Source organism: Rhodococcoides corynebacterioides NBRC 14404, assembly GCF_001894765.1.
Lineage (GTDB): Bacteria > Actinomycetota > Actinomycetes > Mycobacteriales > Mycobacteriaceae > Rhodococcoides > Rhodococcoides corynebacterioides.
Window position 1 is genome coordinate 99,843 of sequence record NZ_BCWV01000006.1, and the last position, 25,052, is coordinate 124,894.

The 25,052-nt window shown below is 69.8% G+C and carries 19 protein-coding genes and 1 tRNA gene; 11 read left to right on the plus strand and 9 right to left on the minus strand.

Features of this window, described 5'->3' with window-relative positions; translation table 11 throughout:
- Positions 1-11: 11 nt before the first annotated feature.
- The 4 genes from RC2_RS14785 to RC2_RS14800 all read left to right on the plus strand — a co-directional run bounded on the left by RC2_RS14785 (position 12) and on the right by RC2_RS14800 (position 4,126).
- Positions 12-1,421, plus strand: a complete 1,410-nt coding sequence (locus tag RC2_RS14785; RefSeq protein WP_139277415.1) for an acyl-CoA dehydrogenase family protein — start codon at positions 12-14, stop codon at positions 1,419-1,421.
- Positions 1,422-1,449: 28 nt separating this feature from the next.
- On the plus strand, positions 1,450-2,664 hold the full coding sequence (locus RC2_RS14790; RefSeq protein WP_068146355.1) for an acyl-CoA dehydrogenase family protein: 1,215 nt from the start codon (positions 1,450-1,452) through the stop codon (positions 2,662-2,664).
- Positions 2,665-2,808: 144 nt separating this feature from the next.
- The gene (locus RC2_RS14795) at positions 2,809-3,042 is read left to right on the plus strand and encodes a hypothetical protein (protein ID WP_068146357.1); all 234 of its coding nucleotides are present in this window, start codon (positions 2,809-2,811) and stop codon (positions 3,040-3,042) included.
- Positions 3,043-3,208: 166 nt separating this feature from the next.
- Positions 3,209-4,126, plus strand: coding sequence for a glycoside hydrolase family protein (locus RC2_RS14800; protein WP_167322617.1), 918 nt, complete (start codon positions 3,209-3,211; stop codon positions 4,124-4,126).
- Positions 4,127-4,202: 76 nt separating this feature from the next.
- Here RC2_RS14800 and RC2_RS14805 read toward each other — a convergent pair whose 3' ends face one another.
- Positions 4,203-5,594, minus strand: a complete 1,392-nt coding sequence (locus tag RC2_RS14805; RefSeq protein ID WP_369406131.1) for an IS3 family transposase — start codon at positions 5,592-5,594, stop codon at positions 4,203-4,205.
- A 267-nt stretch (positions 5,595-5,861) separates the two neighbouring features.
- A tRNA-Met gene (locus RC2_RS14815) sits at positions 5,862-5,938 on the minus strand.
- Between the two features lie 491 nt (positions 5,939-6,429).
- Here RC2_RS14815 and RC2_RS14820 point away from each other — a divergent pair.
- Positions 6,430-6,948 carry a transglycosylase family protein gene (locus RC2_RS14820; RefSeq protein ID WP_068146366.1) on the plus strand — a complete coding sequence of 173 codons (519 nt, stop codon included), beginning with the start codon at positions 6,430-6,432 and terminating at the stop codon, positions 6,946-6,948.
- A gap of 85 nt (positions 6,949-7,033) precedes the next feature.
- Here RC2_RS14820 and RC2_RS14825 read toward each other — a convergent pair whose 3' ends face one another.
- On the minus strand, positions 7,034-10,045 hold the full coding sequence (locus tag RC2_RS14825; RefSeq protein ID WP_174552335.1) for a UPF0182 family protein: 3,012 nt from the start codon (positions 10,043-10,045) through the stop codon (positions 7,034-7,036).
- 207 nt (positions 10,046-10,252) lie between these two features.
- Here RC2_RS14825 and RC2_RS14830 point away from each other — a divergent pair, with 207 nt between their 5' ends.
- Complete coding sequence (locus RC2_RS14830; RefSeq protein WP_068146368.1) at positions 10,253-10,861, plus strand: PPA1309 family protein; 609 nt, start codon at positions 10,253-10,255, stop codon at positions 10,859-10,861.
- Positions 10,862-10,871: 10 nt separating this feature from the next.
- On the opposite strand, the gene RC2_RS14835 is transcribed toward RC2_RS14830, so the two are convergent.
- Positions 10,872-11,909 carry a YlbL family protein gene (locus RC2_RS14835; protein ID WP_068146519.1) on the minus strand — a complete coding sequence of 346 codons (1,038 nt, stop codon included), beginning with the start codon at positions 11,907-11,909 and terminating at the stop codon, positions 10,872-10,874.
- 98 nt (positions 11,910-12,007) lie between these two features.
- Between RC2_RS14835 and RC2_RS14840 the strand changes: the two genes are divergently transcribed.
- The 3 genes from RC2_RS14840 to RC2_RS14850 all read left to right on the plus strand — a co-directional run bounded on the left by RC2_RS14840 (position 12,008) and on the right by RC2_RS14850 (position 15,710).
- Positions 12,008-13,429 carry a zinc-dependent metalloprotease gene (locus RC2_RS14840; RefSeq protein ID WP_068146370.1) on the plus strand — a complete coding sequence of 474 codons (1,422 nt, stop codon included), beginning with the start codon at positions 12,008-12,010 and terminating at the stop codon, positions 13,427-13,429.
- Positions 13,430-13,496: 67 nt separating this feature from the next.
- Positions 13,497-14,381, plus strand: a complete 885-nt coding sequence (locus tag RC2_RS14845; RefSeq protein ID WP_068146523.1) for a TOMM precursor leader peptide-binding protein — start codon at positions 13,497-13,499, stop codon at positions 14,379-14,381.
- 18 nt (positions 14,382-14,399) lie between these two features.
- Positions 14,400-15,710, plus strand: a complete 1,311-nt coding sequence (locus RC2_RS14850; RefSeq protein ID WP_068146372.1) for an ABC1 kinase family protein — start codon at positions 14,400-14,402, stop codon at positions 15,708-15,710.
- A gap of 3 nt (positions 15,711-15,713) precedes the next feature.
- Here the strand turns inward: RC2_RS14850 and RC2_RS14855 are convergent, their stop codons facing one another.
- Both RC2_RS14855 and RC2_RS14860 read right to left on the minus strand, forming a co-directional pair.
- On the minus strand, positions 15,714-15,989 hold the full coding sequence (locus RC2_RS14855; protein WP_072681602.1) for a WhiB family transcriptional regulator: 276 nt from the start codon (positions 15,987-15,989) through the stop codon (positions 15,714-15,716).
- Positions 15,990-16,527: 538 nt separating this feature from the next.
- The gene (locus RC2_RS14860) at positions 16,528-18,627 is read right to left on the minus strand and encodes an ATP-dependent DNA helicase UvrD2 (RefSeq protein ID WP_068146535.1); all 2,100 of its coding nucleotides are present in this window, start codon (positions 18,625-18,627) and stop codon (positions 16,528-16,530) included.
- Positions 18,628-18,790: 163 nt separating this feature from the next.
- On the opposite strand from RC2_RS14860, the gene RC2_RS14865 reads away from it, so the two are divergent.
- Positions 18,791-19,018 (plus strand): mycoredoxin, encoded by a 228-nt coding sequence (locus tag RC2_RS14865; protein ID WP_169818366.1) that lies wholly within the window; start codon positions 18,791-18,793, stop codon positions 19,016-19,018.
- A gap of 36 nt (positions 19,019-19,054) precedes the next feature.
- Here the strand turns inward: RC2_RS14865 and nudC are convergent, their stop codons facing one another.
- Positions 19,055-19,927, minus strand: a complete 873-nt coding sequence (gene nudC, locus RC2_RS14870) for an NAD(+) diphosphatase (RefSeq protein ID WP_068146543.1) — start codon at positions 19,925-19,927, stop codon at positions 19,055-19,057.
- Between the two features lie 88 nt (positions 19,928-20,015).
- Positions 20,016-21,086, minus strand: coding sequence for a potassium channel family protein (locus tag RC2_RS14875; RefSeq protein WP_068146378.1), 1,071 nt, complete (start codon positions 21,084-21,086; stop codon positions 20,016-20,018).
- Positions 21,087-21,221: 135 nt separating this feature from the next.
- On the opposite strand from RC2_RS14875, the gene RC2_RS14880 reads away from it, so the two are divergent.
- On the plus strand, positions 21,222-21,641 hold the full coding sequence (locus tag RC2_RS14880; protein ID WP_068146382.1) for a DoxX family protein: 420 nt from the start codon (positions 21,222-21,224) through the stop codon (positions 21,639-21,641).
- Here the strand turns inward: RC2_RS14880 and RC2_RS14885 are convergent.
- On the minus strand, positions 21,601-25,011 hold the full coding sequence (locus tag RC2_RS14885) for an ATP-dependent helicase (protein WP_072681566.1): 3,411 nt from the start codon (positions 25,009-25,011) through the stop codon (positions 21,601-21,603). The genes RC2_RS14880 and RC2_RS14885 overlap by 41 nt on opposite strands.
- Positions 25,012-25,052 lie beyond the last annotated feature (41 nt).

Consider the following 25,052-nt stretch of genomic DNA (forward strand, 5'->3'; position numbering starts at 1 on the left):
AGCTGGTGATCATGACGAAGAACGGCACCGCCCCTACCGCCGGCACGGGAGCCAAGCGCCCGGTGCGCGACACGTCCGCCCCCGGCTTGAACCCCATCAAGCGCGATGCCATCGGCACCGCGATGCGGGTCCTCACCAAGCTGACCGGGTCCGAGCTGGCCGAGAAGTACAACCTGCGCCAGACCGTCGACCGCGTGACGTACGAGAGCACCAAGACCGGATTCAAGACCCTCGGCGCCGCCACACGCGCCTTCGGCAAGGTCTCCGGCGGCGGTGATCCCGCGCGGCTGAGCGACTCGAGCACCAAGGGCTCGGACTACTTCGACCTCACGCCGGACGACGAGCAGAAGATGATCGTCGAGACCGTCCTCGAGTTCGCCGAGGAGATCATGCGCCCGGCCGCGCACGACGCGGACGAGGCCGCGGCGTCGCCCGACGATCTGGTGACCCGTGCCGCCGAACTGGGCGTCACCATGATCAACGTCCCCGAATCTCTCGACGGCGTGGCCACCGAGCGCAGCGCCGTCACCAATGCACTCGTCGCGGAAGCACTCGGATACGGCGACATGGGCCTGGCCCTGCCGATCCTCGCGCCCAGCGGTGTCGCGGTGGCGCTCACCCAGTACGGGTCGGACGCCCAGCAGAAGACCTACCTGCCCGCGTTCAGCGGCGAGAAGGTTCCGGGTGCCGCCCTGGTCGTGACCGAGCCGCGCGCCCTGTTCGATCCGTTCGCGCTGCAGACCAAGGCCGTTCGCTCCCCCAGCGGCTACAAGCTCACGGGTATCAAGAGCCTCGTGCCCGCGGCTGCCTCGGCCGAGTTGTTCATCGTCGCAGCCGAGCTCGACGGCAAGCCCGCCCTGTTCATCGTCGAGTCCGACAGCCAGGGACTCGTGGTCGAGGCCGATCCGAGCATGGGCCTGCGTGCCGCCGGCCTCGGTCGACTGCACCTCGACGAGGTCGCCGTGCCGGAGAGCAACCTTCTCGGCGAGGCCGACGCCGCCACCCGCGTCGCCGACTACACCGATGCGATCCGGCTGTCCCGCCTCGGGTGGGCCGCACTCGCCGCCGGCACCTCGAAGGCCGTTCTCGACTACGTGGTGCCCTACGTCAACGACCGCACCGCGTTCGGTGAGCCGATCAGCCACCGCCAGGCGGTGGCGTTCATGGTCGCCAACATCGCGATCGAACTCGACGGGCTGCGCCTGATCGTCCAGCGCGGCGCCTCCCGTGCAGAGCAGGGCCTCTCCTTCGCCCGTGAAGCCGCCCTCGCCCGCCGCTTCGCCACCGAGAAGGGCATGCAGATCGGTCTCGACGGTGTCCAACTGCTCGGCGGCCACGGCTTCACCAAGGAGCACCCCGTCGAGCGGTGGTACCGCGACCTGCGTGCCGTCGGTGTCGCCGAGGGCGTCGTCCTGATCTGATCCCCACCCACAGCCCGAAGGAACTCTCATGATCAATCTCGAACTCCCTCGCAAGCTCCGGGCGGGGGCCAACCAGGCTCACCAGGTCGCGGCCGAGATCATGCGTCCGGTCTCGCGCAAGTACGACCTCGCCGAGCACGCCTATCCGGTCGAGCTCGACACCATGGCCGCCATGATCGAGGGCATGTCCGACGCCGGCAACGAGGTCGGCGGCGCCAAGGGTGGCCGGGAATCCGGCGAGCCCAAGCCCAGCAAGACCGCCAACTCCAACGGCGGCAACATGGCCGCGCTGGTCAACGTCATCGAAACCTGCTGGGGCGACGTCGGTCTCACGCTGTCGGTGCCCTACCAGGGTCTCGGCAACTCGGCCATCGCCGCCGTCGCCACCGACGAGCAGCTCGAGCGCTTCGGCAAGGTGTGGGCCTCGATGGCCATCACCGAGCCCAGTTTCGGGTCCGACTCCGCGGCCGTCAGCACCACTGCCGTTCTCGACGGCGACGAGTGGGTGCTCAACGGCGAGAAGATCTACGTCACCGCCGGCGAGCGCTCCACCCACATCGTCGTGTGGGCCACCGTCGACAAGACCAAGGGTCGCGCGGCCATCAAGTCGTTCGTCGTACCGCGGGACGCACCGGGTCTGTCGGTCGCCCGTCTCGAACACAAGCTCGGCATCAAGGCGTCCGACACCGCTGCTCTCCTGCTCGACAACTGCCGCATCCCCAAGGACAACCTGCTGGGATCGCCGGACGTCGACACCGACAAGGGTTTCGCGGGCGTCATGCAGACGTTCGACAACACCCGCCCCCTCGTGGCCGGTATGGCCATCGGCGTCGCCCGCGCCGCGCTCGAGGAACTGCGCAGCATCCTCACCGAGGCCGGCGTCGAGATCGACTACGACGCACCGACGTACAGCCTGTCGGCTCCGGCGGCCGAGTACATCCGCCTCGAATCCGACTGGGAGGCAGCGTATCTGCTCGCCCTGCGCGCAGCGTGGATGGCGGACAACAAGGAGCCCAACAGCCTGCAGGCCTCCATGTCCAAGGCGAAGGCCGGTCGTAGCGCCTCCGACATCACGCTCAAGGCCGTCGAACTCGCCGGCACGCTCGGCTACTCGCAGCATCTCCTGCTCGAGAAGTGGGCGCGTGACTCGAAGATCCTCGACATCTTCGAAGGCACGCAGCAGATTCAGCAGTTGATCGTGGCGCGCCGCGTCCTGGGGCTGAGTTCCGCGCAGCTCAAGTGACGTCGTCCTGACACGTCGTTCGACGGGCCCGACACCTCGGTGTCGGGCCCGTTCTGCGTTCGGGGCGGCCCGCTCGGTAGTGACGGCGCGGTTCGGGGTACTCACGGCTCGACAGAGCGACGTACACGTGCGAGGAGGCACCCGATGGCCGAGTGGGCGAAGAAGATCGAAGAGAAGACGAAGGAGCTCGTCGCCGAGGCCGAGGTCAACCTGGCGCACCTCGAAGGTGCGGACGCGGTAGATCTCGACGAGGCCGAGGACGGCGACTCGGCCGATCGCACTGCGGCGTCCGATCGCACTGCGACAGGCGGCGAGGTGACCGAGAACGACGCTCCCACCACCGGATCGGTGTCCGAGGACCCCGATCTGCGGGACTGACCACACTGCTCCCGCCGGGTGCGTCGGGTGAGGGCCGGTCGACACACACCACTCCTGTCACAACCCGGTATCGATACCGCCGGCGACCGCCGACGAGGTTCCGCGGTCTGTCAGAGTTCGAGTTATGACTCCCCGCCCGCGTCGTCGCGCTGCCGCCGCTGCCGTAATGGTCGCCGCGTGCACAATCGCCTCGCCCACGACGGCCTCGGCGCAGCCGGAAACCTGGCGGTACACCATGGTGGCGTTCAGCAACGCCAGTGACCGCGACCTGGACGTCTACGAGTCGTCGGACGGAACGTCGTTCACCGCTGCGCGCACATCGGCCTACCGTCCGCCGTCCGGCGTGGTGCGAGACCCGAGCATCATCCGACACACCGACGGCCTCTACCACCTCACCTACACGACGGTCGACGGCGCGACCATCGGGTTCGCCACCAGTCCGGACCGACTGACGTGGACGTTCGGTGGGAATCACGCTCTGCCGTTGTGCTGCGCCTTCCTGCCCGGTACCGGTGATGGGCGTGGAGTCGTCGACCTCCCGTTGTTCGGATCGGCGGGCTCCTCCGACGGGCCGTCGCTGTCCCCGTTCACCACCAAGGCCTGGGCGCCCGAATGGTTCGTCGACGGTGATGCGGTTCACGTCATCGTGTCGTTGTCCACCGGTGGAGGGTTCGTTCCGCATCTGCTGACAGCGCAGAACGAGTCCCTGACGTCCTGGAGCGCCCCGGTGCCGATGGCGGGTCTGGGCGCCGATCGGATCGACACCACCGTCGTGAAGGTAGGTTCCGAGTACCACGCGTTCACCAAGAACGAGACGAAGAAGACCATCGAGCATCTGGCCTCACCCACCTTGGTCGGCCCGTATCGTCCACTGCCGCCGGGTGATTGGGGCGCCCTGCGCGAGGGGCCCGCCGTCGTCCAGCTGCCCGACGGCGCGTGGCGACTCTATCTGGACGCCTACACCGAGGGGCGCTACCTGTACTCGGACAGCGGCGACGGGCTGCGGACGTGGACCGAACCCCGGGAGCTCCCCGGGGTGTCCGGCACCGTCCGTCACATCGGCGTTCTGCGCGAGCCGGCCTGAGACCGGCTCCCGCCGGCGGGTCGGTAGACCGTTCCCGCTGACGCTGCACGCGTTCACGGACAGTGCACGGTAGTTGTCAACCTGTCTGAGACAGTCTGTGGTGGTTGATGCCGGTGAGTCCGGGTAGGTCCGGCGGCTGGGGCGGGCGCCGGAACCGTTCGGGGTGTTGGGCGTGGTAGCGGGTCAAATACTGTTGCCGGTCCTGTCGGACCAGGTGCGCGGTGCCGTGGTGGGTGTCGGCGGGGGTATGTCGGCCGAGGCCGCTGTGACGGTGCTCGGTGGCGTAGCGACGCAGGAAGGTCGCTGTCCAGGTTCGGGAGTGGTCGATGCTCTCGAACCGGGTGGGGCAGTCGAGGTCGTACTTGATCGTCTTGAACAGCGATTCGGAGAACGGATTGTCGTCGCTGACCCGTGGGCGGGAGAACGAGGTGAGCACACCATGTTCGGTGAGGGCGTCGATCAGGGTGTGTGAGCGCATGACGGCGCCGTTGTCGCCGTGCAGCACCGTCGGGGCGCCGTGGGTGGTGATGGCGTGGGCGAACATGGCCGTGGCCAGGTGTCGATCCTCGGTGTGCTCGATCCGCCATGCCACCGGGTAGCGGGAGAACACGTCGATGGCGAGGTAGAGCTTGTATCGGTCCTGCGGTCGGGGTCCGCGCAGTTCGGTGATGTCCCACGACCACAGGTCACCGACCGCGTGGGCGGCGACCACCGGGGTGCGGCGGGTCGCCGCGGCGCCGACTCCGCGGCGTCGGCGGCGGTCACCGACGCAGTGCGCGGCGGCGGCGACACGGTAGAAGGTGCGCTGTGAGCACGCCACCCTCCCTTCGTCGAATGCCCGCCAATACGTTTGCACCACAGACAGATCGGTGTAGTCGTCGTCGGTGACGACGTCGAGGATCCGGCGGCGTTCGTCGGCGGTCAGTGCTGCCGGTTGGGTCCGCTCACGGTGCGGGATCGGCGTCGGGACCCGGCGGTAGTGGGCGTAGCGGCGGGTGAGTCGGTAGTAGGTGGAGCGGGCGATCCCGACCAACGCGCACGCCGCCACCACCGACACCGACGAGGTCGTGGTCACCTCCTCGACGGTGGCGGTCAGGACAGCTTGGTGCGTTCGAGCCACTTGGCGTACTCGGTGGCGCTCATCAGCGCCGGCGGGATCTGCTCGTCGGTGTCGGTCGAGCTCTCGGTGATCCCTTCCAAGAGCTCGTGTGCTTTTCCCAGGATCTGCTGTACCGCTTCGCCCTGAGCCACCTTCTTCTTCAGGGCCTCGTTCTCCTTGCGCAGCCGGGCCAGTTCGGCGCGTTCGGTGTTGGTCACCTCGAACCTCGACTTTCGTGCGGCGGTCACCATCGATGCGGTGAATTCTCCACGCTCTCGTGAGACGAGCCACCGATCGACCGTCTGCCGCGCAAGGTTGTGTTCGCGCATCAGCCGAGCCTTCGCACCTCGCTGCACAGCGGCGTCCCACTCGCGTAGGAACTCGACCTTGAACGCGAACGAGAACTTTCGAACTCCGGTCGCCGTACGTCCGACCTGTACATCGGTCACTAGGATGCTCCGATCCTCACGCTGTTGCCGAATGTCTCACGACCATCCTGGCAACGAACGTGCACCGTCCGCGAACGCGTGGAGTGACAGCGGGAGTCGGTTCGCAGAGTCCACTCGGAGAGAGACCGGGATACCGACCCCGGAAACGACGAAAGCCGGCATCCTCTCGGATGCCGGCTTTCGCACGTGGTAGCGGGGACAGGATTTGAACCTGCGACCTCTGGGTTATGAGCCCAGCGAGCTACCGAGCTGCTCCACCCCGCGTCGGCGTCGGGAACCATGAGGCTCCGTCTGCGGCTGCAAGCGGTACTGCGTTCTTGCTGAACACGAAGTTACCGGACGGCATCACCGGATTGCAAATCGCCTGCCCGGCCGCCCGAACTGCCTGGCCGACAGCCGAAATCGTCGCTCTCCGAGGGTGATCCACGTCTCGCCGAAGCGGTGATCCCGCTCACGGAACGCCGTGCCCGTTCCCGTTCCGGAGAACGGGCGATCGCCCCGATCACCTGCATGGACGCCGCGACGATGCCGATCGGAGCCCGGGCACGGGGTGCCACCCGAGTGGTCACGCCGACGTGACGACCCCGTGATCGTTCCGTTACCGTCGCTCGCGGCCCACAACGAGGGCCAGGCCGACCCGCCGCTGGATTTCCCACTGCCCCGCGGGTCGGAGACCCGATACGCCACGGGGGCAGGGACCCGAGAAGCCGACACGGTTCTCGTGTGTCCGACAGCGCCGAGAGGATTCACCCCGTATGACCACTGCACGAAACTTCACCACCCGCGCCCTCGGATACGCCGCTGTCGCCGGCGCCACCGTCGCGATCCCCCTCGGACTCGCCACCGGAACCGCAGGCGCCGCACCGGCCCACAACTGGGACGGCGTCGCACAGTGCGAGAGCGGTGGCAACTGGGCGATCAACACCGGCAACGGCTACTACGGCGGCCTGCAGTTCTCCCAGAGCACCTGGGAGGCCAACGGTGGCTCGGGCGTCGCGTCCAACGCGTCGAAGGCCGAGCAGATCCGCGTCGCCGAGAACGTGCTCGCCACCCAGGGTGTCGGCGCCTGGCCGGTCTGCGGTCAGTACCTGACCCAGGGTTCGTCCGCACCGTCCGAGGTGCCCGCCGAGGCACCCGCCCCGGCCCCGGCTCCCGCGCCGGCCCAGCAGTACGTGGACCAGGGCGCTGCCGTGGCCGACCAGTACGGCGTCGGCCAGCAGTACCGCGACTTCGTCGCCGCCAACGCCGAGGTGCTCGCCGGACTGGGTCGCTGACCCCGGTTCACGACACCGACTGCACAACAGAACGGCCGCACCCCGTCGGGGTGCGGCCGTTCTGTTGTGTCCGGAACCTCCGCCGTCAGCCGCCCACGCGGTTGTACTCGTCGATCGCCCGCTGCAGGTTGTCGAACGCCTGACCCAGCTGGGCGAAGTCGCCCGACTGCTGCGCGGTCCGAACGGCCGCCAGAGCGGAGTTCAGGTTGCTCACCGCCGCGTTCCGATCCGCCGGCGCCGAGGTGGACGGCGCGGGAGTGGACGGAGCCGGGGTGGCCTCACCCTCGGCCGGCGTCGTCGTGCCCGGTGTTCCCGTGCTCGGCGTGTTCGCCTCTTCCTCGGCCTGCGGAGTGGCGGCGTCGCCACCCGGTGCCGTGGCCACGTTGCCGGTGCCGGCGCCGAACACCTGATCCAGCGCCTCGGCGAGCGTTGCGGCGTACCCGACACGCACGCCGCCACCGGCACCCGGCTCGCGGTAGCTCACCAGAACGCGCGACAACTGCGGGAACGTCGATGCATTCGCCGTGTTGCGTTCGGTGTAGAGCGGCTCGACGTAGAGGATGCCGCCCTGGGCGATCGGCAAGGTCAACAGGTTGCCGTACTGGATGCGGTTGGACTGTTGGAGCAGTGTTCGGTCCGACGCCACCCGGGTGTCCGACGTCATGGAGTTCTGCGCCTGCTGCGGACCCTGTGTCTGGGTGTCCGTGGGCAATTGCAGCACCGTGAACTTGCCGTAGTTCTCCGGGTCCGACCGCACCGAGATGTACGCGGACAGCAACTCACGGTTGAAGCCCACCATGGCACTGGTGAGACGGAACGACGGTTGCCCGGTGTCCGGGTCACCGATCAGGACGTAGTACGGCGGCTGGTTGAGATTGGTGCCGCCCTCGACCGTCGGGTCGCTCGGCACCGACCAGAACGCGTTGTTGGTGAAGAACTCACCGGGATCGTTCACGTGGTACTTCGCGAGCATCTCGCGCTGCACCTTGAACAGATCCTCCGGGTACCGGAAGTGCTGCCGGAGTTCGTCGGTGATGTTCTCCTCGGGCTGCACCGCCCCCGGGAACGCCCCCATCCACGCCTTCAGCACCGGATCGTCCCGGTCGACCTGGTACAGGTTCACCGAGCCGTCGTACGCATCGACGGTGGCCTTGACCGAGTTGCGGATGTAGGACACCTCCTCACGCGGCAACAGGCGGCCGGTGTTGGCGTCGATGCTGTCCTGCACCAGACCCTCGAGCGAGCTGCGCTGTGCGTACGGGTACTGGTCCAGCGTGGTGTAGGCGTCGACGATCCAGACGATCTTGCCGTCGACCACGGCCGGGTAGGAATTGCCGTCGGCGGTCAGCCAGGGCGCGACCTTCTGCACACGCTCCCGCGGATCGCGGTTGAAGATGATCTTCGACTCGTCCCCGATGGCGCTCGAGAACAGGATGTTGCGCTCGGTGTACTTCGCAGCGAAAGCCAACCGGTTGAACCAGTTGCCGATGTCGACGCCGCCCGACCCGGTGTAGGTGTAGCGCGAGGTGTCGGTGTCGTACTCGCGATCCTGACCCTCGTTCGCCCCGACGATGGCGTAGTCGGGGTTGGCCCCGGCGATGACCTCGCCGTAGTAGATGCGCGGCTGCTCGACGGGGATGACCTGATCGCCCGCGGCCTGCGACGCGAGGTCGCTCACGGTGTAGATCGGGTACCCCGAGTTGGAGTTGGACTCCGCGTTGGTCGCATCCTGCACCGCTGCGTTGACGCGGTTCGCCGGGGCCGCGACGAAGCCGTTGCCGTGGGTGTAGACCGTGTGCCGGTTGATCCAGTCGGTCTGGTTGCCGGTGAGGCTGCTCGGAGAGAGCTCACGGGCGGCCACGATGTAGTCCTGCAGCTGACCGTCGATCTCGTACCGGTCGACGTCCAGGGTGGACGGGAACCCGTAGAAGTTCTTGAGCTGCTGCTGCTGGGTGAACGTGCGGGAGAGCACGTTCGGATCCAGCAGACGGGTGTTGGCGATGGTGGTCTGATCCGCCGGGACGTCACGCGGTGAGGCGGTACCGACGCCCGGGTAGTCCTCGTAGGTGACCGTGTCGTCGGTGATGCCGTAGGCGTCTCGCGTCGCGGTGATGTTGCGCTCGATGTACGCGCGCTCCTTGTCCGCGGCGTTGGGTCGCACGGAGAACTGCTCGACGACGAGCGGCCACACGGCACCGACCAGGATCGACGAGAGCACCAGCAGCGCCGTGGCCAGAGCCGGGATGCGCAGGTCGCGGAGAAAGATCGCCGCGAAGAACGCGCCCGCACAGATGACGGCGATCGCGAGCAGGATCAGCTTGGCCGGCAGCACGGCGTTGATGTCGGTGAAGCCCGGACCGGTGAACGTCGGTTCCTTGCGGCTGCTGGACAGCAACGCGTAGCGGTCGAACCAGTACGCCACGGCCTTCAGCACCACGAACGTGCCGGCCAGCACGGCCAACTGCACGCGCGCGGACGAGGTGAGTGCACCCTCGCGCCCGCTGAGCCGCAGACCGCCGAAGATGTAGTGCGTGACCAGTGCCGCGAAGAACGCCAGCACGACGGCGACGAAGAGCCAGTTGAGAATCGAACGGTAGAACGGCAGATCGAAGGCGTAGAAGCCGACGTCCAGATCGAACTGCGGATCGCGAACCCCGAACGAACCGCCGTGCAGGAACATCTGCACGGTGATCCAGTTGCCCTGCGCCACCAGTCCGCTCAACACGCCGATGATCACCGGCACGCCGACGCCGAACAGACGCAGTCGGCCCATGACGGTGGTGCGGTAGCGCGCGATCGGATCGTTCGGACCGGCGGTGGGCACGAACACCGGGCGGGACCGATACGCGAAGGCCAACGCGCCGAACACGATTCCACCGACGAGAGCCGCGACCACGAGGAACGTGATCAGGCGGGTCACCAGGACCGTGGTGAAGACGTTGCGGAAGCCGACCTCACCGAACCACAGCCAGTCCGTGTAGGTGTCCACCAGTCGGGGACCGACGAGCAACAGCACGGCCACCACGACCGCGACGACGAGCAGGGTACGACCGCGTCTCGACAGAGACGGCATGCCGGTTGGGGGCCTCATGCCCACGTGTCACACTCCAAAAGTCTTCGCGAGCACAGGTCGTGACACCACCGAGCGTGACACCACCGAGCGACACCGCATGTCCGTTTCGGACCACTGTACGGACAGCGTGCCTCCGCCGGGTGGGGGGCTCGGTCGACACTCGGCCGGTGCGAGAATGACGCTCGTGACGTGCACGACGACCGGTAGAACGACCAGCGAGAGGCAGACATCGTGACCGACTTCGGGGACGTGACCGGCGAGGCCGCGCTCGCACGCGCCGTGCGCGAGATGGTCGCCTACGTCGAGGCCTCCGGCTGGGACCAGGGACCGCAACTCTTCGCGTTGGTCCCCACCGAGGATCTGGTGGCCGCCGAGCCCGGTCTGCTCGCCGAACTCGAGGACGGCGCCGTGCTGACCCCGGTCGCCCAGGATCGACTGCCGGCGGACGTCGCGGGTGGGTCGCGCGCGCTCGACGAGTTCCTGGGCACCACCAGCTGGCCGTCGTCGGTCGCCGGCTGCGCCCTGGTGGAGGAGATCGTCGTCCTGCCGCCCGACGCGGAGGCCGAGCTCGACAGCGCCCTCGCTCCCCTGCTGTCCGACCGGGACGCCGCCGATCACGCGGCACGCGTCGCGGCCGAGGAACACCCCGGCCGACGCGACGCGCGACTGATCGTCGGGGTCCTGCGCGACGGCCCGTCCCTCGCGCTGCTGCAGCTGCGCCCCGAGGACGAGGACGACGACGGCTTCGGAAGCGACGGCGACCTGCTCACGTACGACGACCTCGCGCCCAACGTGGTCGCCGCGTTGTACGCCACGCTCGACGCCGAGCCCGAGGACTGAGCTCCGGACGTCAGGAGCAGCCGGGCGCGTCACCGCCCTCGGCGAGGCTGCCCAACGCGTTCACCGCATCGCCGACGTCGGTCACGCGCACCAGGCGCAGTCCGTCCGGCACGTTCGCCGCGGCCTCGGCGCAGTTGTCCGTCGGCACCAGGAATGTCGTCGCGCCGGCCTCGCGGGCAGCGACCAACTTGTACGGGATGCCGCCGATGGGCCCGACGGTCCCGTCCGGGTCGATGGTGCCGGTCCCGGCGACGAACGCTCCGCCGCTCAGGTCACCCGGCGTCAGCTTGTCGATCACCGCGAGGGTGAACATCAGACCCGCCGACGGTCCGCCGACGTCGGCCAGGTTGAAGCGGACCTCGAACGGCACGTCGGGTTCCTCGGCGAGCGTCACGCCGAGGTATCCGCGCTCGCCGTCGTCCGGGCGCGGACCGACGGTCACCGTCTCGCTGAAGGGCACGTCGTCACGTACCCCGTCGATGGTCACCCGGTCGCCCGGCGCGAGGGCGCCGACGGCGGTGCGCACGTCCTCCGGGGTCTCGACTGCCGTGCCGTTCACTGCGGTCACGCGATCCCCGTCGCGCAGCACGCTCGCCGCCGGCACGTCGTCGCCGACCTCGGCGATCGTCAATTCGGTCGGCAGATCGAGGTAGCGCACCGCGGCCAGTTCGGCGCTGTTCTCGGACTGCGCGAAGTCCGCCTGATTGGCCTGTTCGACTTCCTCGCGACTGCGATCCGGCGGATAGACCTGGTCCCGCGGGACCAGACCCTGTCGGCCGCTGAGCCACAGCCCGAGCGCGTCGAAGACGGTGAGACCGTCGCGAACGGCCACGGTGGTCATGTTGAGGTGCCCGCTCGGCCGGTCGATCTCCGTCGCGCCCGTGGGATCCTCGACGTCGACCACCGGCGTGCCGTCGACGTCCCCGAGGGTGTCGAACGTCGGACCGGGACCCAGTGCGGCGAACGGGACGACGACCGTCGACCCCAGCACTCCGAGCACCACCACGGGCAGCAGTGCGACCAGCAGCGTCGCGATCCGTCGATTCACGGGAACCACCCTAGAGAACTCGTCGGAGACGCCGGTGTTCGCGCTCGGCGCACGCCGAGACCGGGTCCCGCGCGGGGTGGAGCCAGTACCGTTGGGGCATGGCGAACACTCCCTTCGGATTCTCGAACTCCGACGACGACGGCGACGACGACGCCGCACGCCGCGACTCCTCGCGCGGCTCGGGAGGTGGGGAGAACCCGTTCGCCGCGTTCGGCGGAGGCGCGCAGGGTTTCGACCCTGCCGCTCTCGGACAGATGTTCACGCAGATGGGTCAGATGCTCAGCGGGATGGGCCAGGGCGGGCCGCAGAGCGGCCCGGTGAACTACGACCTCGCCGCCAAGCTCGCGCGTCAGCAGATGGGGACGACCGCACCGGTGCGCGACGGGTCGCGGACCGCGATCCGCGATTCCGCCCATCTCGCGGAGCAGTGGCTGAACGAGGCCACGATTCTCCCGGCCGGCGCTGCACGCACGGAGGCGTGGACGCCGCAGGAGTGGCTCGACCGCACCCTGGACACCTGGAAGCGACTGTGCGACCCGGTGGCGGAGCAGATCTCCGGAATGTGGACCTCCGCGCTCCCGCCGGAGGCCCAGCAGATGATGGGCCCGATGATCGGCATGCTGGGGTCGATGGGCGGAATGGCGTTCGGATCGCAGCTGGGCCAGGCGCTCGGGCAGTTGTCGAAGGAGGTGCTGACCAGCACCGACATCGGACTGCCGCTCGGGCCGGCGGACACCGCCGCACTGCTTCCCGAGGCGGTGGCCGCGTTCGCCGAGGGCATCGAACTGCCCGAGCGCGAGGTCCTGGTCTTCCTCGCCGCCCGGGAGGCAGCGCACCACCGCCTCTACTCGCACGTGCCGTGGCTGCGTCAGCGGGTGCTCGCCACCGTGGAGGAGTACGCGCGGGGTATCCGCATGGACTTCGGCGCCATCGAAGAGGCCGCTCGCGGGATCGACCCGTCCGCTCTGACCGACCCGTCGCAGCTCGAGAAGATCCTGCAGCAGGGCACGTTCGAGCCACAGACGACGCCGGAACAGAAGGCGGCTCTGGAACGCCTCGAGGTGCTCCTGGCCCTCGTCGAGGGCTGGGTGGACACGGTGGTCGCGGCCGCGTTGGGCGAGCGTATCCCTGGCGCGATGGCTCTCGCGGAGACCATGCGTCGCCGTCGCGCATCGGGCGGTCCGGCCGAGCAGACCTTCGCCACCCTGGTCGGCCTCGAGCTGCGGCCACGCAAGGTGCGTGAAGCGGCGGAGCTCTGGCGACGGCTCACCGACGGTGCCGGCATCGAGGGGCGGGACGGAGTGTGGGCCCATCCCGATCTGCTCCCGTCGGCCGCGGATCTCGACGACCACGCGTCCTTCGTGGACCGCATCGTCGGCGGGGACACCGGCACCTTCGACGATCCGATCGCTCAGCTGGAGGAGTTCGAGCGCAAGCGCGCGAACGAAGTTGCGCAGGAACGGGATTCGGACGACGACGATCGCCGCGGCGGTCCGGAGAGCGGTCCCGCGCCGGTCTGACGGACCCTGTGGACAACCGGTGGTCGACGACGGTTCGGCCGCCGGTTCGTGTGCGACAGTGCCCGCCATGGTCGACACGACGATCGTCGCGGGACATCCGCGCCTGACACCGCATCTGGTTCTGCTCGCGCGGCGCGACGAGCGCGTGCAGATCGGGTGGTCCCCCGACACCCGCCTGATCCTCGCCCCACCGCCGGGAACGGGCGCCGCCACCATGATCGGCGCCCTGAGACTGCTCGACGGGCAACGGTCCCTGCCCGAGGTGATGTGGCGGGCCGCCGAACGCGGAGTCGACTCGGCGGCCATGGCCGCCGTGGTGCGGCTGCTGGACGAGGCCGGACTCCTCCACCGGCAGCCCCCGCCGGGATCCGATTCCCCGCTCCCCACCCTGCTGGTGGTCGGTCGCGGCCCCGTGGCGGACGCCGTCGGCGCGAGCCTGCGCCACGGCACCGTCGTCGATCACCGGACCACCTGGCCGAGGACCGTGCCGACCGACGTCGCCGCCGTTGTGCTCACCGACTCGGTGGTGACGTCGCCCGACGTGGTCCGGCACCTCATGCACGACGGGGTCCCCCACCTGCCCGTGCGATGCCGCGACGGCGTCGGTGTGGTGGGACCGTTCGTCGTCCCCGGCCACACCGCCTGTCTGCACTGCGTGGAGCTGACCCGGTGCGACCTCGATCGCGAATGGCCGTATCTCGCGGCCCAACTCGGCGGTCGTGCCGCCTCCGCCTCGCCGACGACCCTCGCCGCGACGGCCGCGTTCGCCGTAGGGCGCGTTCACGACTTCCTCGGCGACCGCCTGCCGTTCTCCCAGCGCACGACGCGTACGCGGCCCTCTGCGCTCGAGATGGGTCACAGTCAGGAGATCGACACGGCCGCGGGCACGGTGCGTCGACGCCGGTGGCGGCGGCACCCGGTGTGCCCCTGCTCCGGGCACGCCCCCGCCTGATCCGGAATGATGGATCGTATGCCCGACATCCCGCGCAGCAGCTCAGCCCGAACCGCCAAGCTCGCCAGCATTCCGCTCGGCATGGCGGGTCGCGCCGCCCTCGGCTTCGGACGCAAGCTCGCCGGGGGCAACCGGGAGGAGATCGACGCCGAGTTGACGGCCAAGGCCGCCGAGCAGATGTTCGCCGTTCTCGGCGAGCTCAAGGGCGGCGCCATGAAACTGGGCCAGGCGCTCAGCGTCATGGAAGCGGCGGTCCCGGAGGAGATGGCCGGCCCGTACCGGGAAGCCCTGACCAAGCTGCAGGCGGAAGCTCCGCCCATGCCGGCCAAGACGGTGCACCGCGTGTTGGATCAGCAGTTGGGCACCGCGTGGCGATCCCGCGTCACCGAATTCGACGACGACCCGGTGGCGTCGGCGAGCATCGGTCAGGTGCACCGAGCCACCTGGTCCGACGGCCGGGCCGTGGCGGTGAAGATCCAGTACCCCGGCGCCGACGACGCCCTGCGCGCCGACCTGAAGACCTTGTCGCGGTTCGTCGGCCTGCTCGGAACGCTCGCTCCCGGGACCGACGTGCGCGCGGTGCTCGACGAGATGTCCGCCCGCACCGAGGAGGAACTCGACTACCGCATCGAAGGCGAGAACCAACGCGCCTTCGCCGCCACCTACGACGGAGATCCCCGGTTCGCCGTGCCTCGGGTCGTCGCGAGCGCGCCCAAGGCCGTCGTCAGCGAGTGGATGGACGGCACCGCTCTGTCCAAGATCGTCGCTTCCGGCACCGCCGAGCAGCGCAACACCGCCGGTGAGAACCTGGCGCGCTTCCACTTCGAATCGGCCGCCCGGGTGCGTCGCCTGCACGGCGATCCCCACCCCGGGAACTTCAAGCTGCTCGACGACGGTCGGCTCGGCGTCATCGACTTCGGCGCTTGCCTGTCGCTGCCGAACGGCCTCCCGCCCGAACTCGGACGCATGGTGCGTCTGTCCCGCGACGAGGAGTTCGACGAGTTGAACGCGCTCATGCGCGACACCGGGTTCGTCCTGCCCGGCCACACCGTGACCGACCAGGAGATCGCGGACTACCTGCGCCCGTTCACGGACCCGATCAAGACCGACTCCTTCCACTTCACACGCAAGTGGATGCAGGACACCGCGGGCCGCGCGGCGGACTTCAACGGTCCTCAGTTCCGCACGGCCCGCTCCCTGAACCTTCCCCCGCAGTACGCGGTCATCTTCCGTGTCCTGCTGGGCTCGGTGGGCATCTGCGCCCAGCTCGATGCCTCCGCCCCCTACATGGCCATCCTCACCGAATGGATGCCGGGGTTCGCGGACTGACGCTCACATGCCGTCCGCCGCCGGGTTCTTGCGCGGCCGGCCCCGACCGCGCTTCCGCGCGATGACGGCACCCTGGTCGAAGATCTCACCGCCCCAGACGCCCCACGGCTCGGCGCGCTCGAGAGCCGCATCGAGACACCAGCTGCGCACCGGGCAGTCGGCGCACAACGCCTTGGCACGCTCGAGTGCCGCCGGAGAATCGGCGAACCACAGATCGGGATCGCCGCGATGGCACGGAAGAGAGCGGCCACCTGTGGCCGCGGGCACGGCATCGACCACGAGCGCATGGTCGGCGCGGGTCGTGTCGAATGCGAGAGTCACGTCGTTCTCCTGTTCGGACGTCCGTCACGAGATGAGGGGTGATCCGCGACGGCGTCGAGCGAGGCTCGAACGACGAAGGCCACGGATCGTGGGTACGAATCCGTGGCCAGAAGGCAGGGCGGGTGTCCTAGGCGGACGACTCCCGCGGGGGTCCTGTTCTCACGGATTCCGGAGCTACCCGGCGCTCACGAATGCCACGCGGCAGCAGTGCCACGGGTGCCACGTGAGACGCGACGGGTGCGACGGCGGGGTTCCCGCCACGGTGTGCAACAGCAGCGGTGTTCCCGGCGCGACGCGTCGCGGCAGCGGCGAATGCGGTGTGGATCTCCACCAGGAACACCTCCCTCGAGGACGACGGAACGACCGGCCGGAGCCGAGTCACGACCGGTTGCGATCGGGACGAGAACGACAGTAAACGGACCGACCGAACCGCACAACCCATTTTCGACCTGCGTAAACGTCGATCAGCGCGTCGCACGCTCCCCGACTCCACCGGTCAGCGCGTCGCACGCTCCCCGACGATCGCCAGGACGTCGGCCCCGAACCGCTCCAACTTCTTCGCGCCGATGCCCGGGATCGCCACGAGGGACCGATCGTCGCGCGGACGCTGCTCGGCGATGGCCGTCAGCGTGTTGTCACTGAACACCACGTATGCGGGCACCTTCAGCGTCTTGGACGTGGCCGATCGCCACTCCCGCAGCGCCTCGAGCAGGGGGACGTCCACGTCCGACGGACACTTCTCGCAGCGACCCAGCATGGTGGCCACGGTCCCGATCACCGGCGACCCGCAGACGCGGCAGACCGGACGCTTGCGGGTGGGCGCCGGCGCGGCGATGCGCGAGGCCGGCGACGACTCGGGTACCAGATCGACCAGGAAACGCGACCGACGGCGGGACTTGCGCCCGCCCTCGTTGCGCGCGAGGGCCCACGAGAGCTCCAGATGCACACGCGCCCGGGTCACCCCGACGTAGAGAAGCCGACGCTCCTCCTCGACCGCGGCCTCGTCGGGCGCCGACGAGCTGTCCCCGAGGGCGTGACTGATCGGCAGGGTTCCGTCGACCAACCCCACCAGGAAGACGGCGTCCCACTCGAGCCCCTTCGCCGCGTGCAGGGATGCCAACGTCACACCTTCCACCGTCGGGGGATGCCGCGCCTCGGCCCGCGTGCGCAGCTCGGCGAGCAAGCCGTCGAGATCCAGATCGGGCACCTGCTCGAGGAGGTCCGTGGTCAGCGCGACGAGTGCCCGCAGAGCCGCCCACTTCTCCCGCGCCTGCGCGCCCGTGGGTTCGGTGGCCGTGAGCCCCTGCGGTGCCAGGACGGCCTCGACGAAGCGCACCATGCCGGGGCCACGACGTGCGTCCTCCGGGAGGTCGTCGCGCGTCGCGCCGGACCGGATGGCCGTGACCGCCGCGCGCACGTCCGAACGTTGGAAGAAACTCTCCCCACCCCGCACCTGGTAGGGGATCTCGAGATCGGTCAACGCCTGCTCGTGCGCCTCGGACTGCGCGTTGATGCGGTACAGCACCGCGATCTCCGACGGCCGCACCCCCTCGCGAATCAAACGCTGCACCGTCCGCGCGACACCGGCCGCTTCGGACACCTCGTCGTCGTACTCCACGAACGTCGGCGCCGGTCCGGCCGGACGCTGACCCACCAGCTGCAGGCGAGTCCCGGCGATACGTCCGCGCGCGGCCCCGATGACCTGGTTGGCCAGCTCGACCACCTGAGGCGTGGACCGATAATCCCGCTCGAGCCGGACCACGGTGGCCTCGGGGAAGCGACGGGAGAAGTCCAGGAGGTACTTCGGGGTGGCCCCGGTGAAGGAGTAGATCGTCTGGTTCGCGTCACCGACCACCGTCAGATCGTCCCGCTCCCCCACCCATGCGTCGAGCACACGCTGCTGCAGCGGCGTCACGTCCTGGTACTCGTCCACCACGAAGCAGCGATAGCGCTCGCGGAACTCCTGCGCCACGGCCGGGCTGGTCTCGAGCGCCGCCGCGGTGTGCAGCAGAAGATCGTCGAAGTCCAGCAGGACGGCGTCGGGATCCCGGTTCTTGAGTTGCTCGTAACCCTCGTACACCGCGGCCACCCGGTCCGCGTCCGTCGGCGTGTCCCGGTGCAGCCGCGCCACCGTCGCCGCGTAGTCCTGCGGCGCGACCAGCGAGGCCTTGGCCCACTCGATCTCCCCCGCAAGGTCGCGAATGCTGTCCGTCGAGGTCGACGCACCGGCAGCGGACGCCGCCTGACCCACGACCCCGAACTTGCGGTCGAGCAGCCGCCAGTCCGTCGTGCCCACGACCTGCGGCCAGAAGTACTTCAGCTGCCGCATGGCCGCAGCGTGGAACGTGCGGGCCTGCACCTGGCCACCGTCGTTCGCGATGCCCAGCAGACGCAGGCGCTCCCGCATCTCCCCGGCCGCGCGCGCAGTGAAGGTCACCGCCAGGACCTGACTCGGCTTGACGTGGCCGCCCGACACCAGATGGGCGATGCGGCGGGTGATGGTCCGCGTCTTGCCCGTTCCGGCGCCGGCCAGCACGCACACGGGACCACGGGGAGCGAGCACGGCAGCCGACTGCTCGGGGTCGAGTCCTTCCACGGCGTCGGTTGCGGTCACCCGGCCATCATGTCAGCCCCCTCCGACAGCGCCCCGGCGCCGTGGCACCGGGGCTCGGGTCACCGCGGCACGGAACAATCCGAGCATGGCGGTACGTTGACCGACCGTGACCACATCAGACACCTCCCACGCGCCGGCACTGACCATGTACTCGACGTCGTGGTGCGGCTACTGCCGTCGGCTCAAGACCCAGCTGGACGAGAACGGCATCGCTTACACCGAGATCGACATCGAGGCCGATCCGGCGTCGGCCGAGTTCGTCGGCAGCGTGAACGGCGGCAACCATGTCGTGCCCACGGTGAAGTACTCGGACGGCACGACGGCCACCAACCCGTCCCTGGCCCAGGTGCGCAAGGCGCTCGGCCTGACCTGAGATCGGCCGCCGTACGGGACCATCCGCCGCGAGGCGTCAGGGGCGGGCAATCCAGGACTCCAGCATCGCGCGCGCGATCGAAATCGATCCCGGCAGCAACAACGGCGCCGATGTCGAGGCCGCCCAGTCACCGGCCGCCAGTGCGGCCTCGACGTCGCTGCGGTGGAACCACCGCGCCTCGGCGATCTCGCCGTCGGTGAACGCGAGCGCGGCGTCGGGGTCGGCTCGTGCCGCGAAGCCGATCATGATCGACCGTGGGAACGGCCACGGCTGACTCCCGAGGTACTCGATCCCGGTGACGTCGAGACCGACCTCCTCGCGCACCTCGCGCACCACGCAACTCTCGAGCGACTCGCCCGCTTCGACGAACCCCGCGAGAACCGACATCCGTCGCTCGGGCCACGTGGGCTGCCGCGCGAGCAGCACCCGGTCGGCGCCGTCGTGCACGAGCACGATGATCGCGGGATCCGACCTCGGCCACTCCTCGTGCCCGGTCGCTTCGGACACGCGCGACCACCCGGCCGCCGACATCCGCGTCGGTGACCCGTCGCGCGCGCTGAAGCGGGCGCTGCGATGCCAGTTCAGCAGGGCGACGGCCGTGACGACGACGCCGGCGGACGATTCGGTCAGCACGTCGCCGAACGAGCGCAGGTCGGTGGTCTCGCCGTCGAGCGACTCCACCGGAATCGCCCACAGGTGCCGCCCGTCGGCCCGGCCGAGGAACACGGCGTCGGACGGCGGCGCGTCGGCGACCTCCGCCGCCGGGACCATGCCGACCGCTCCGTCGGTGACGGGCACACGACCGACCGGGTCGACGCGCAGCACCGAGGCCGTCGGCCATCCCGCCGTCAGGGCGGCGGAGTCCTTGCGGAGTTCCTCCGCCCGGTCGAGCGGTGACCGCGACAGCATGGGCTCGGTGACGAGTGCGAAGGACACCTCACGACCCTAGCGAGCCGGTACTCGGCCGTACGCCGCACCGCCCCGAGCGAGGCGCCGATCAGGCGCTGACGCGGCGGATGTAGAGCAGGCGATCCTCGGCTTCGATGGCGTCGACCTCGGGTGCGCCCACCCGGACCAGGCGCCCGTCCCGCACCACACCCAGAACGATGTCGGACAGATGGCGCGGCGATCCGCCCACCTCGTCGCGCTCGACCTCCCGCTCGGCGATCGCGAACCCGGCCTCCGGCGTCAGCAGGTCCTCCATCATCTCCACCACCGACGGGGTCGTGGTGGCGATGCCGAGGAGGCGTCCCGCCGTCTCCGACGACACGACCACCGAGTCGGCACCCGACTGACGCAGGAGATGCACGTTCTCCGCCTCGCGCACCGCGGCGACGATCTTCGCCTTCGGTGCGATCTCCCGTGCGGTCAACGTGACGAGAACGGCGGTGTCGTCACGATTGGTCGCGACGATGATCGAGGCCGCGTACTGCGCCCCGGTCAGGCGCAGGACGTCGCTCCGCGTGGCGGAGCCGTACACCGTGACCAGCCCGACGTTCGCCGCCGCGTCCAGAGCCGTCTGGTCGGTGTCGACGACGACGATGTCGGACGCCGAGATTCCGTCGCCCAGCATGGCGTCGACGGCGGTCCGCCCCTTGGTTCCGTAGCCCACGACCACCGTGTGATTGCGCACGTTTCGCCTCCATCGCTGAATCTTGAACGCCTGCCGCGAACGCTCGGTGAGAACTGCCAGGGTGGTACCGACCAACAGGATCAGGAAGAACACGCGCAGCGGCGTGATCACGAGGATGTTGACCAGGCGCGCGGACGGCGTGATGGGGGCGATGTCGCCGTATCCCGTGGTCGACAACGACACCGTCGTGTAATAGAAGGCGTCGAGGAACGACAGGTCGTCGCCCTGGTTGTCGCTGTAGCCGTCGCGATCGACGTACACGACCAACGCGGCGACGAAGAGCACGATCAGCGCAATCACGATGCGGCGGTAGATCGCCCGCCACGGACTCGACTCGAATTCCGGGATGCGCAGGACGCCGACCAGAGCGAAGTCCGGCCGATCGGTGAGTGCGGCGTTGGTGTTCTGCAGCCGCCTACGCAACCGTCCCGCCATCGTCTGGTCGTCCTTGCTCCTCGGGCGTCGTCGAGCGCGCTCGCGTCGACCGATGCGACTGTAACCGAGCGTTGCGCCGGGCGACCCGAACCGACCGGAAGCCCCTCGGCTGCGCCCCGTGGCAGGCTCGTCGGCATGACCCGACTCGCCCGCCTTCGCTCCCGACGCGGCACTGCCCGCACCGATGCCGTCGCGACGCGCCTCGCCGTCCTCCTCGGCGGCGCCGGCGTGCTGCACTTCGTCGCTCCGGCGCCGTTCGACGCCCAGGTGCCCCGCGCCCTGCCGGGATCGGCACGGACGTACACCTACGTCTCGGGAGCGGCGGAGGTGGCGCTCGCCGCCGGACTGGCGGCCCCCCGCACCCGTCGGCTGTCCGGCGCGGCCGCAGCGGCGTTCTTCGTGGCCGTGTTCCCTGCCAACGTCAACATGGCCGCGCTCTGGCTGAGGAGCGACCGCACGTCGACGGTGCAGAAAGTCGGTGTGGTGCTCCGACTTCCGCTACAGATCCCGCTGATCACGCAGGCGTGGTCGGTGTACTCGCGGGGTCCGCGCTAGCCGCGGAGCCGATCAGTCGGGCGAGCGCGTCGGCGTCCGGGAGATCCTGCGGCGACACCGTCGTTCCCGACCGCACGTAGTGGAACGCCGCCCGCACGCGGTCGAGGGGCACCCCGGCCAGCTCCGACCAGGCCACCCGGTAGGCGGCGAGTTGCAGCGCCACCGCCCGCTCCTCCGCCGGTGTGGGTTGTGCACCGGTTTTCCAGTCCACCACCGTGAATCCGCCGTCGGTGTCGGCGAACACCGCGTCCATACGGCCCCGGAGCACCACACCCCCGACCGACGTCTCGAACGGCACCTCCACCTCGAGGGGACTGCGCAGCGCCCACGGCGAGGCATCGAACGCACGTTGGAGCCCTTCGAGGTCGGCATCCGATCCGGTGGCCCCGTCGGCGGCGCCGGGCAACTCGTCCAGGTCGAGCAGGCGCGTGGCCCCGAATCGGCGCTCCACCCACGCGTGGAACGCGGTTCCCCGGCGCGCCAACGGGTTCGGCGCGAACGGCACCGGCCGCCGCAGCGTTCCGGCCAGTCGGTCGGGGTCGGCCACCAGGTCCACCAGCTGGCTCACCGACAGCGTGTTCGGGACGGGAACGTCGGTGATCCCCGGGGCGACGCGATCCCGCTCGGCCAGCAACAGGTCGATGTCGCGATGCCACCCCTCGGGATCGTTCCGTGCGGGCTCGATGTCGGGGTTCTCGGTGGCAGCGTTCTCGGCCGCAGCGTTCCCGGCCGTAGCGTTCTCGGCGGCCCCGTTCGCCAACGCCGCCCGGACCGCGGCCGCGCCTGCGTCGACGGCGGCTCGCCGCACCCCGAGCGGGTCGGCCGGCCACTGCGCGGTGACGACACGATCCTCGTACGGATTCGCCGACCCGTCGGTCGGCGGCTCGTCCCACCGGACCACGCTGCCTGCGTCGGCACTCGCGTCGGCGAGTGCCTTCAGCTCCGACAGGAACGGGGAGGGCCCCCTCGGCCGACTCGACCCGGGCGACCAATGGTGTCCCGAGACCAGCAGAACCCGCTCGGTCCTCGTCACCGCCACGTAGAACAATCGGCGGTCCTCGTCGAGTCGCCGTCCGGCGAGTGCCTTCTTGTGGCGGTCGAAGGCGGCCTCCAGATCCGCGCGGTGCGCGGCATCGGTGACGTCGAGCACCGGCACACCGTCGGCCGCCTCTCCCGGCTGCGCCCGATCTCCCCGCAGGTCGGGCGGCAGTTCGGCCACGGTGGTCATCCATGTCGGTTGACCACGGTTGGAGGGAAACACCCCGGCACACACACCCGGCACGGCCACGACCTCCCACTCGAGACCCTTCGCCGCGTGCACGGTGAGGATCTGCACTCGATGCGGATCGACCTCCACCTCCCCGGGCTCCAAGCCGTCCTCGACGTCGTCGGCTGCGGCGAGGTAGGCGAGGAGACCGCCGAGGGTGGCGGTGCGCTGATCGGCGAAGTCGGCGACCACGTCCGCGAAGGCATCGAGATGCTCGCGGCCACCGGCGATGCGCGCGGCGCCGCCGGCCCCGGCGTAGCGCGTTCGAGCCCCGGCTTCGACGCCGAGCCCGAGCACGCGCTCGACGTCCGCCACCAGGTCCGGCAACGGCTGCCCCAGGCGAGCACGCAGCGCCTGCAGCTCCTTGCCGAGCGCCGTGATCCGGGCGTACCCGGCGGCGGAGTACTGCGACGGATCGCCGGGATCGGCGATGGCGTCGACCAGTCCCGATTCCTCCGACCGCTCCCCCGGTAGCACCTCGCCCAACGCCTGCGCGAGATCGTCGACGTCGGTGACCGCGCCGGTGCGGCCGTGGCCGGACCCGGCCGCCACGGCCCGGGCGCGTCGGGACAGCGCACGCAGGTCGGCGATACCGATCTGCCAGCGCGCCCCGGTGAGGACACGCACGGCAGCGGAACCCGCGAGAGGGTCCGAGAGCATGCGCAGTACCGCCACCAGATCGGCCACCTCGGGCGTGCGCAGCAGTCCACCGAGTCCGACCACCTCGACCGGGAGCCCGCGACGTCGGAGGACCTCCGCGATCGGTTCCGCGTCGGCGTTACGACGGATCAGCACCGCCGCGGTGGGCGGCGGATCGTCGCGTCGGCGTGCGTCCTCGTACTCCCGCGCGATGACGTCGGCGACCCACTCCCGTTCCTCGTCCGCGGTGGTGGTGAGAGCGAGTCGCACGTCACCGGAGGAGGCGCCCGGCCTGGCCGTGAGTTCCTCGACGGCGACCCCCCGATCGCGGAGCGGCGACGCCACCGCGTTGGCCAGCACCAACGCCTCCGGCGGGTTGCGCCAACTGGTGGACAGGAACCGGCGGTCGGCGAGGACCGCTGCCCCGCGCCGTCGTGCGGCGGGGAAGTCGGTCACGAATCGGGGCAGGTTGGCGGCGGACGCCCCGCGCCAGCCGTAGATCGACTGCATCGGGTCGCCCACGGCCGTGACGGACAGCGCGGTGTCCTGTGCTCGACCGAACAACGACGACAGCAATACCCGCTGCGAGTGCCCGGTGTCCTGGTACTCGTCCAGGAGGACGAGCCGGAAGCGCTCGCGTTCCGCGCGGCCGGCTTCCGCGTGATCGGCCGCGAGGCGAGCCGCCAGCGACATCTGCCGCCCGAAGTCGAGCCGACCCTCCCGCCGCAGAGCCTCGTGCACCCGCTCGACCAGGGGCAGCAGGGCGATGCGGTCGTCCTGGACGGACACCACGTTCGTCAGCGGCCTGGTCGGATCCCCGTCGCGCTGCGACGGTCCCGGCGGCAGGGTGGCCACGAGCACCGCGAGCGCGTCGCGGACCGCCGCGAGATCCGCCGGGTCGACCAGGTGCTCGGCCAGTTGACCGGACAACGCCAACACGTGCTGGGTGACCGTCGACGGAATCTTGTCGGTGTCGATGTGACCGTCCCAGTCGGACACCACCCGGAACGCGATCTGCCAGAGTTCGGTGTCGGAGACCAGCGACGTCGCCGGCTCGAGCGGCAACACCATGCCGTACCGGTCGAGGAGCCGCCCGGCGTACGCGTGGTAGGTGGACACCTCGGGCTCACCCGAGACGAGGTCACGCCGGAGGTCACCGCTCGGGTCCAGCCGGGTCACGAGGTCGGACCCGGCGAGCCGAGACAACCGCTGCCGGATGCGCTGAGCCAGCTGTTGTGCGGCCTTGCGGGTGAAGGTCAGCCCCAGCACCTCGTCCGGCCGGACGAGGCGGTTGGCCACCATCCAGACCACCCGTGCGGCCATGGTCTCCGTCTTCCCCGCCCCTGCACCGGCGACCACCAGCAAGGGCCCACGCGGCGCGGCGATCACCGCTGCCTGCTCGTCCGTGGGCGTCGGAAGACCCAGGGCGCGAGCCAGTTCCGCGGGGTCGACCGTCGCGTTCACGGCTACTCCGTCCTCCGTCACGACCCCGCCACCCGACCTTC

What these genes read in the sequence shown, in the direction of transcription:
- RC2_RS14845 (WP_068146523.1), top strand. Translation starts at nt 13,497, where the DNA reads ATGGTCGACACGACGATCGTCGCGGGACATCCGCGCCTGACACCGCAT.
- RC2_RS14880 (WP_068146382.1), top strand. Translation starts at nt 21,222, where the DNA reads ATGACCCGACTCGCCCGCCTTCGCTCCCGACGCGGCACTGCCCGCACC.
- RC2_RS14850 (WP_068146372.1), top strand. Translation starts at nt 14,400, where the DNA reads ATGCCCGACATCCCGCGCAGCAGCTCAGCCCGAACCGCCAAGCTCGCC.
- RC2_RS14790 (WP_068146355.1), top strand. Translation starts at nt 1,450, where the DNA reads ATGATCAATCTCGAACTCCCTCGCAAGCTCCGGGCGGGGGCCAACCAG.
- RC2_RS14785 (WP_139277415.1), top strand. Translation starts at nt 12, where the DNA reads ATGACGAAGAACGGCACCGCCCCTACCGCCGGCACGGGAGCCAAGCGC.
- RC2_RS14875 (WP_068146378.1), bottom strand. Translation starts at nt 21,086, where the DNA reads ATGGCGGGACGGTTGCGTAGGCGGCTGCAGAACACCAACGCCGCACTC.
- RC2_RS14800 (WP_167322617.1), top strand. Translation starts at nt 3,209, where the DNA reads ATGGTCGCCGCGTGCACAATCGCCTCGCCCACGACGGCCTCGGCGCAG.
- RC2_RS14840 (WP_068146370.1), top strand. Translation starts at nt 12,008, where the DNA reads ATGGCGAACACTCCCTTCGGATTCTCGAACTCCGACGACGACGGCGAC.
- RC2_RS14795 (WP_068146357.1), top strand. Translation starts at nt 2,809, where the DNA reads ATGGCCGAGTGGGCGAAGAAGATCGAAGAGAAGACGAAGGAGCTCGTC.
- RC2_RS14865 (WP_169818366.1), top strand. Translation starts at nt 18,791, where the DNA reads ATGTACTCGACGTCGTGGTGCGGCTACTGCCGTCGGCTCAAGACCCAG.
- RC2_RS14820 (WP_068146366.1), top strand. Translation starts at nt 6,430, where the DNA reads ATGACCACTGCACGAAACTTCACCACCCGCGCCCTCGGATACGCCGCT.
- nudC (WP_068146543.1), bottom strand. Translation starts at nt 19,927, where the DNA reads ATGCTGTCGCGGTCACCGCTCGACCGGGCGGAGGAACTCCGCAAGGAC.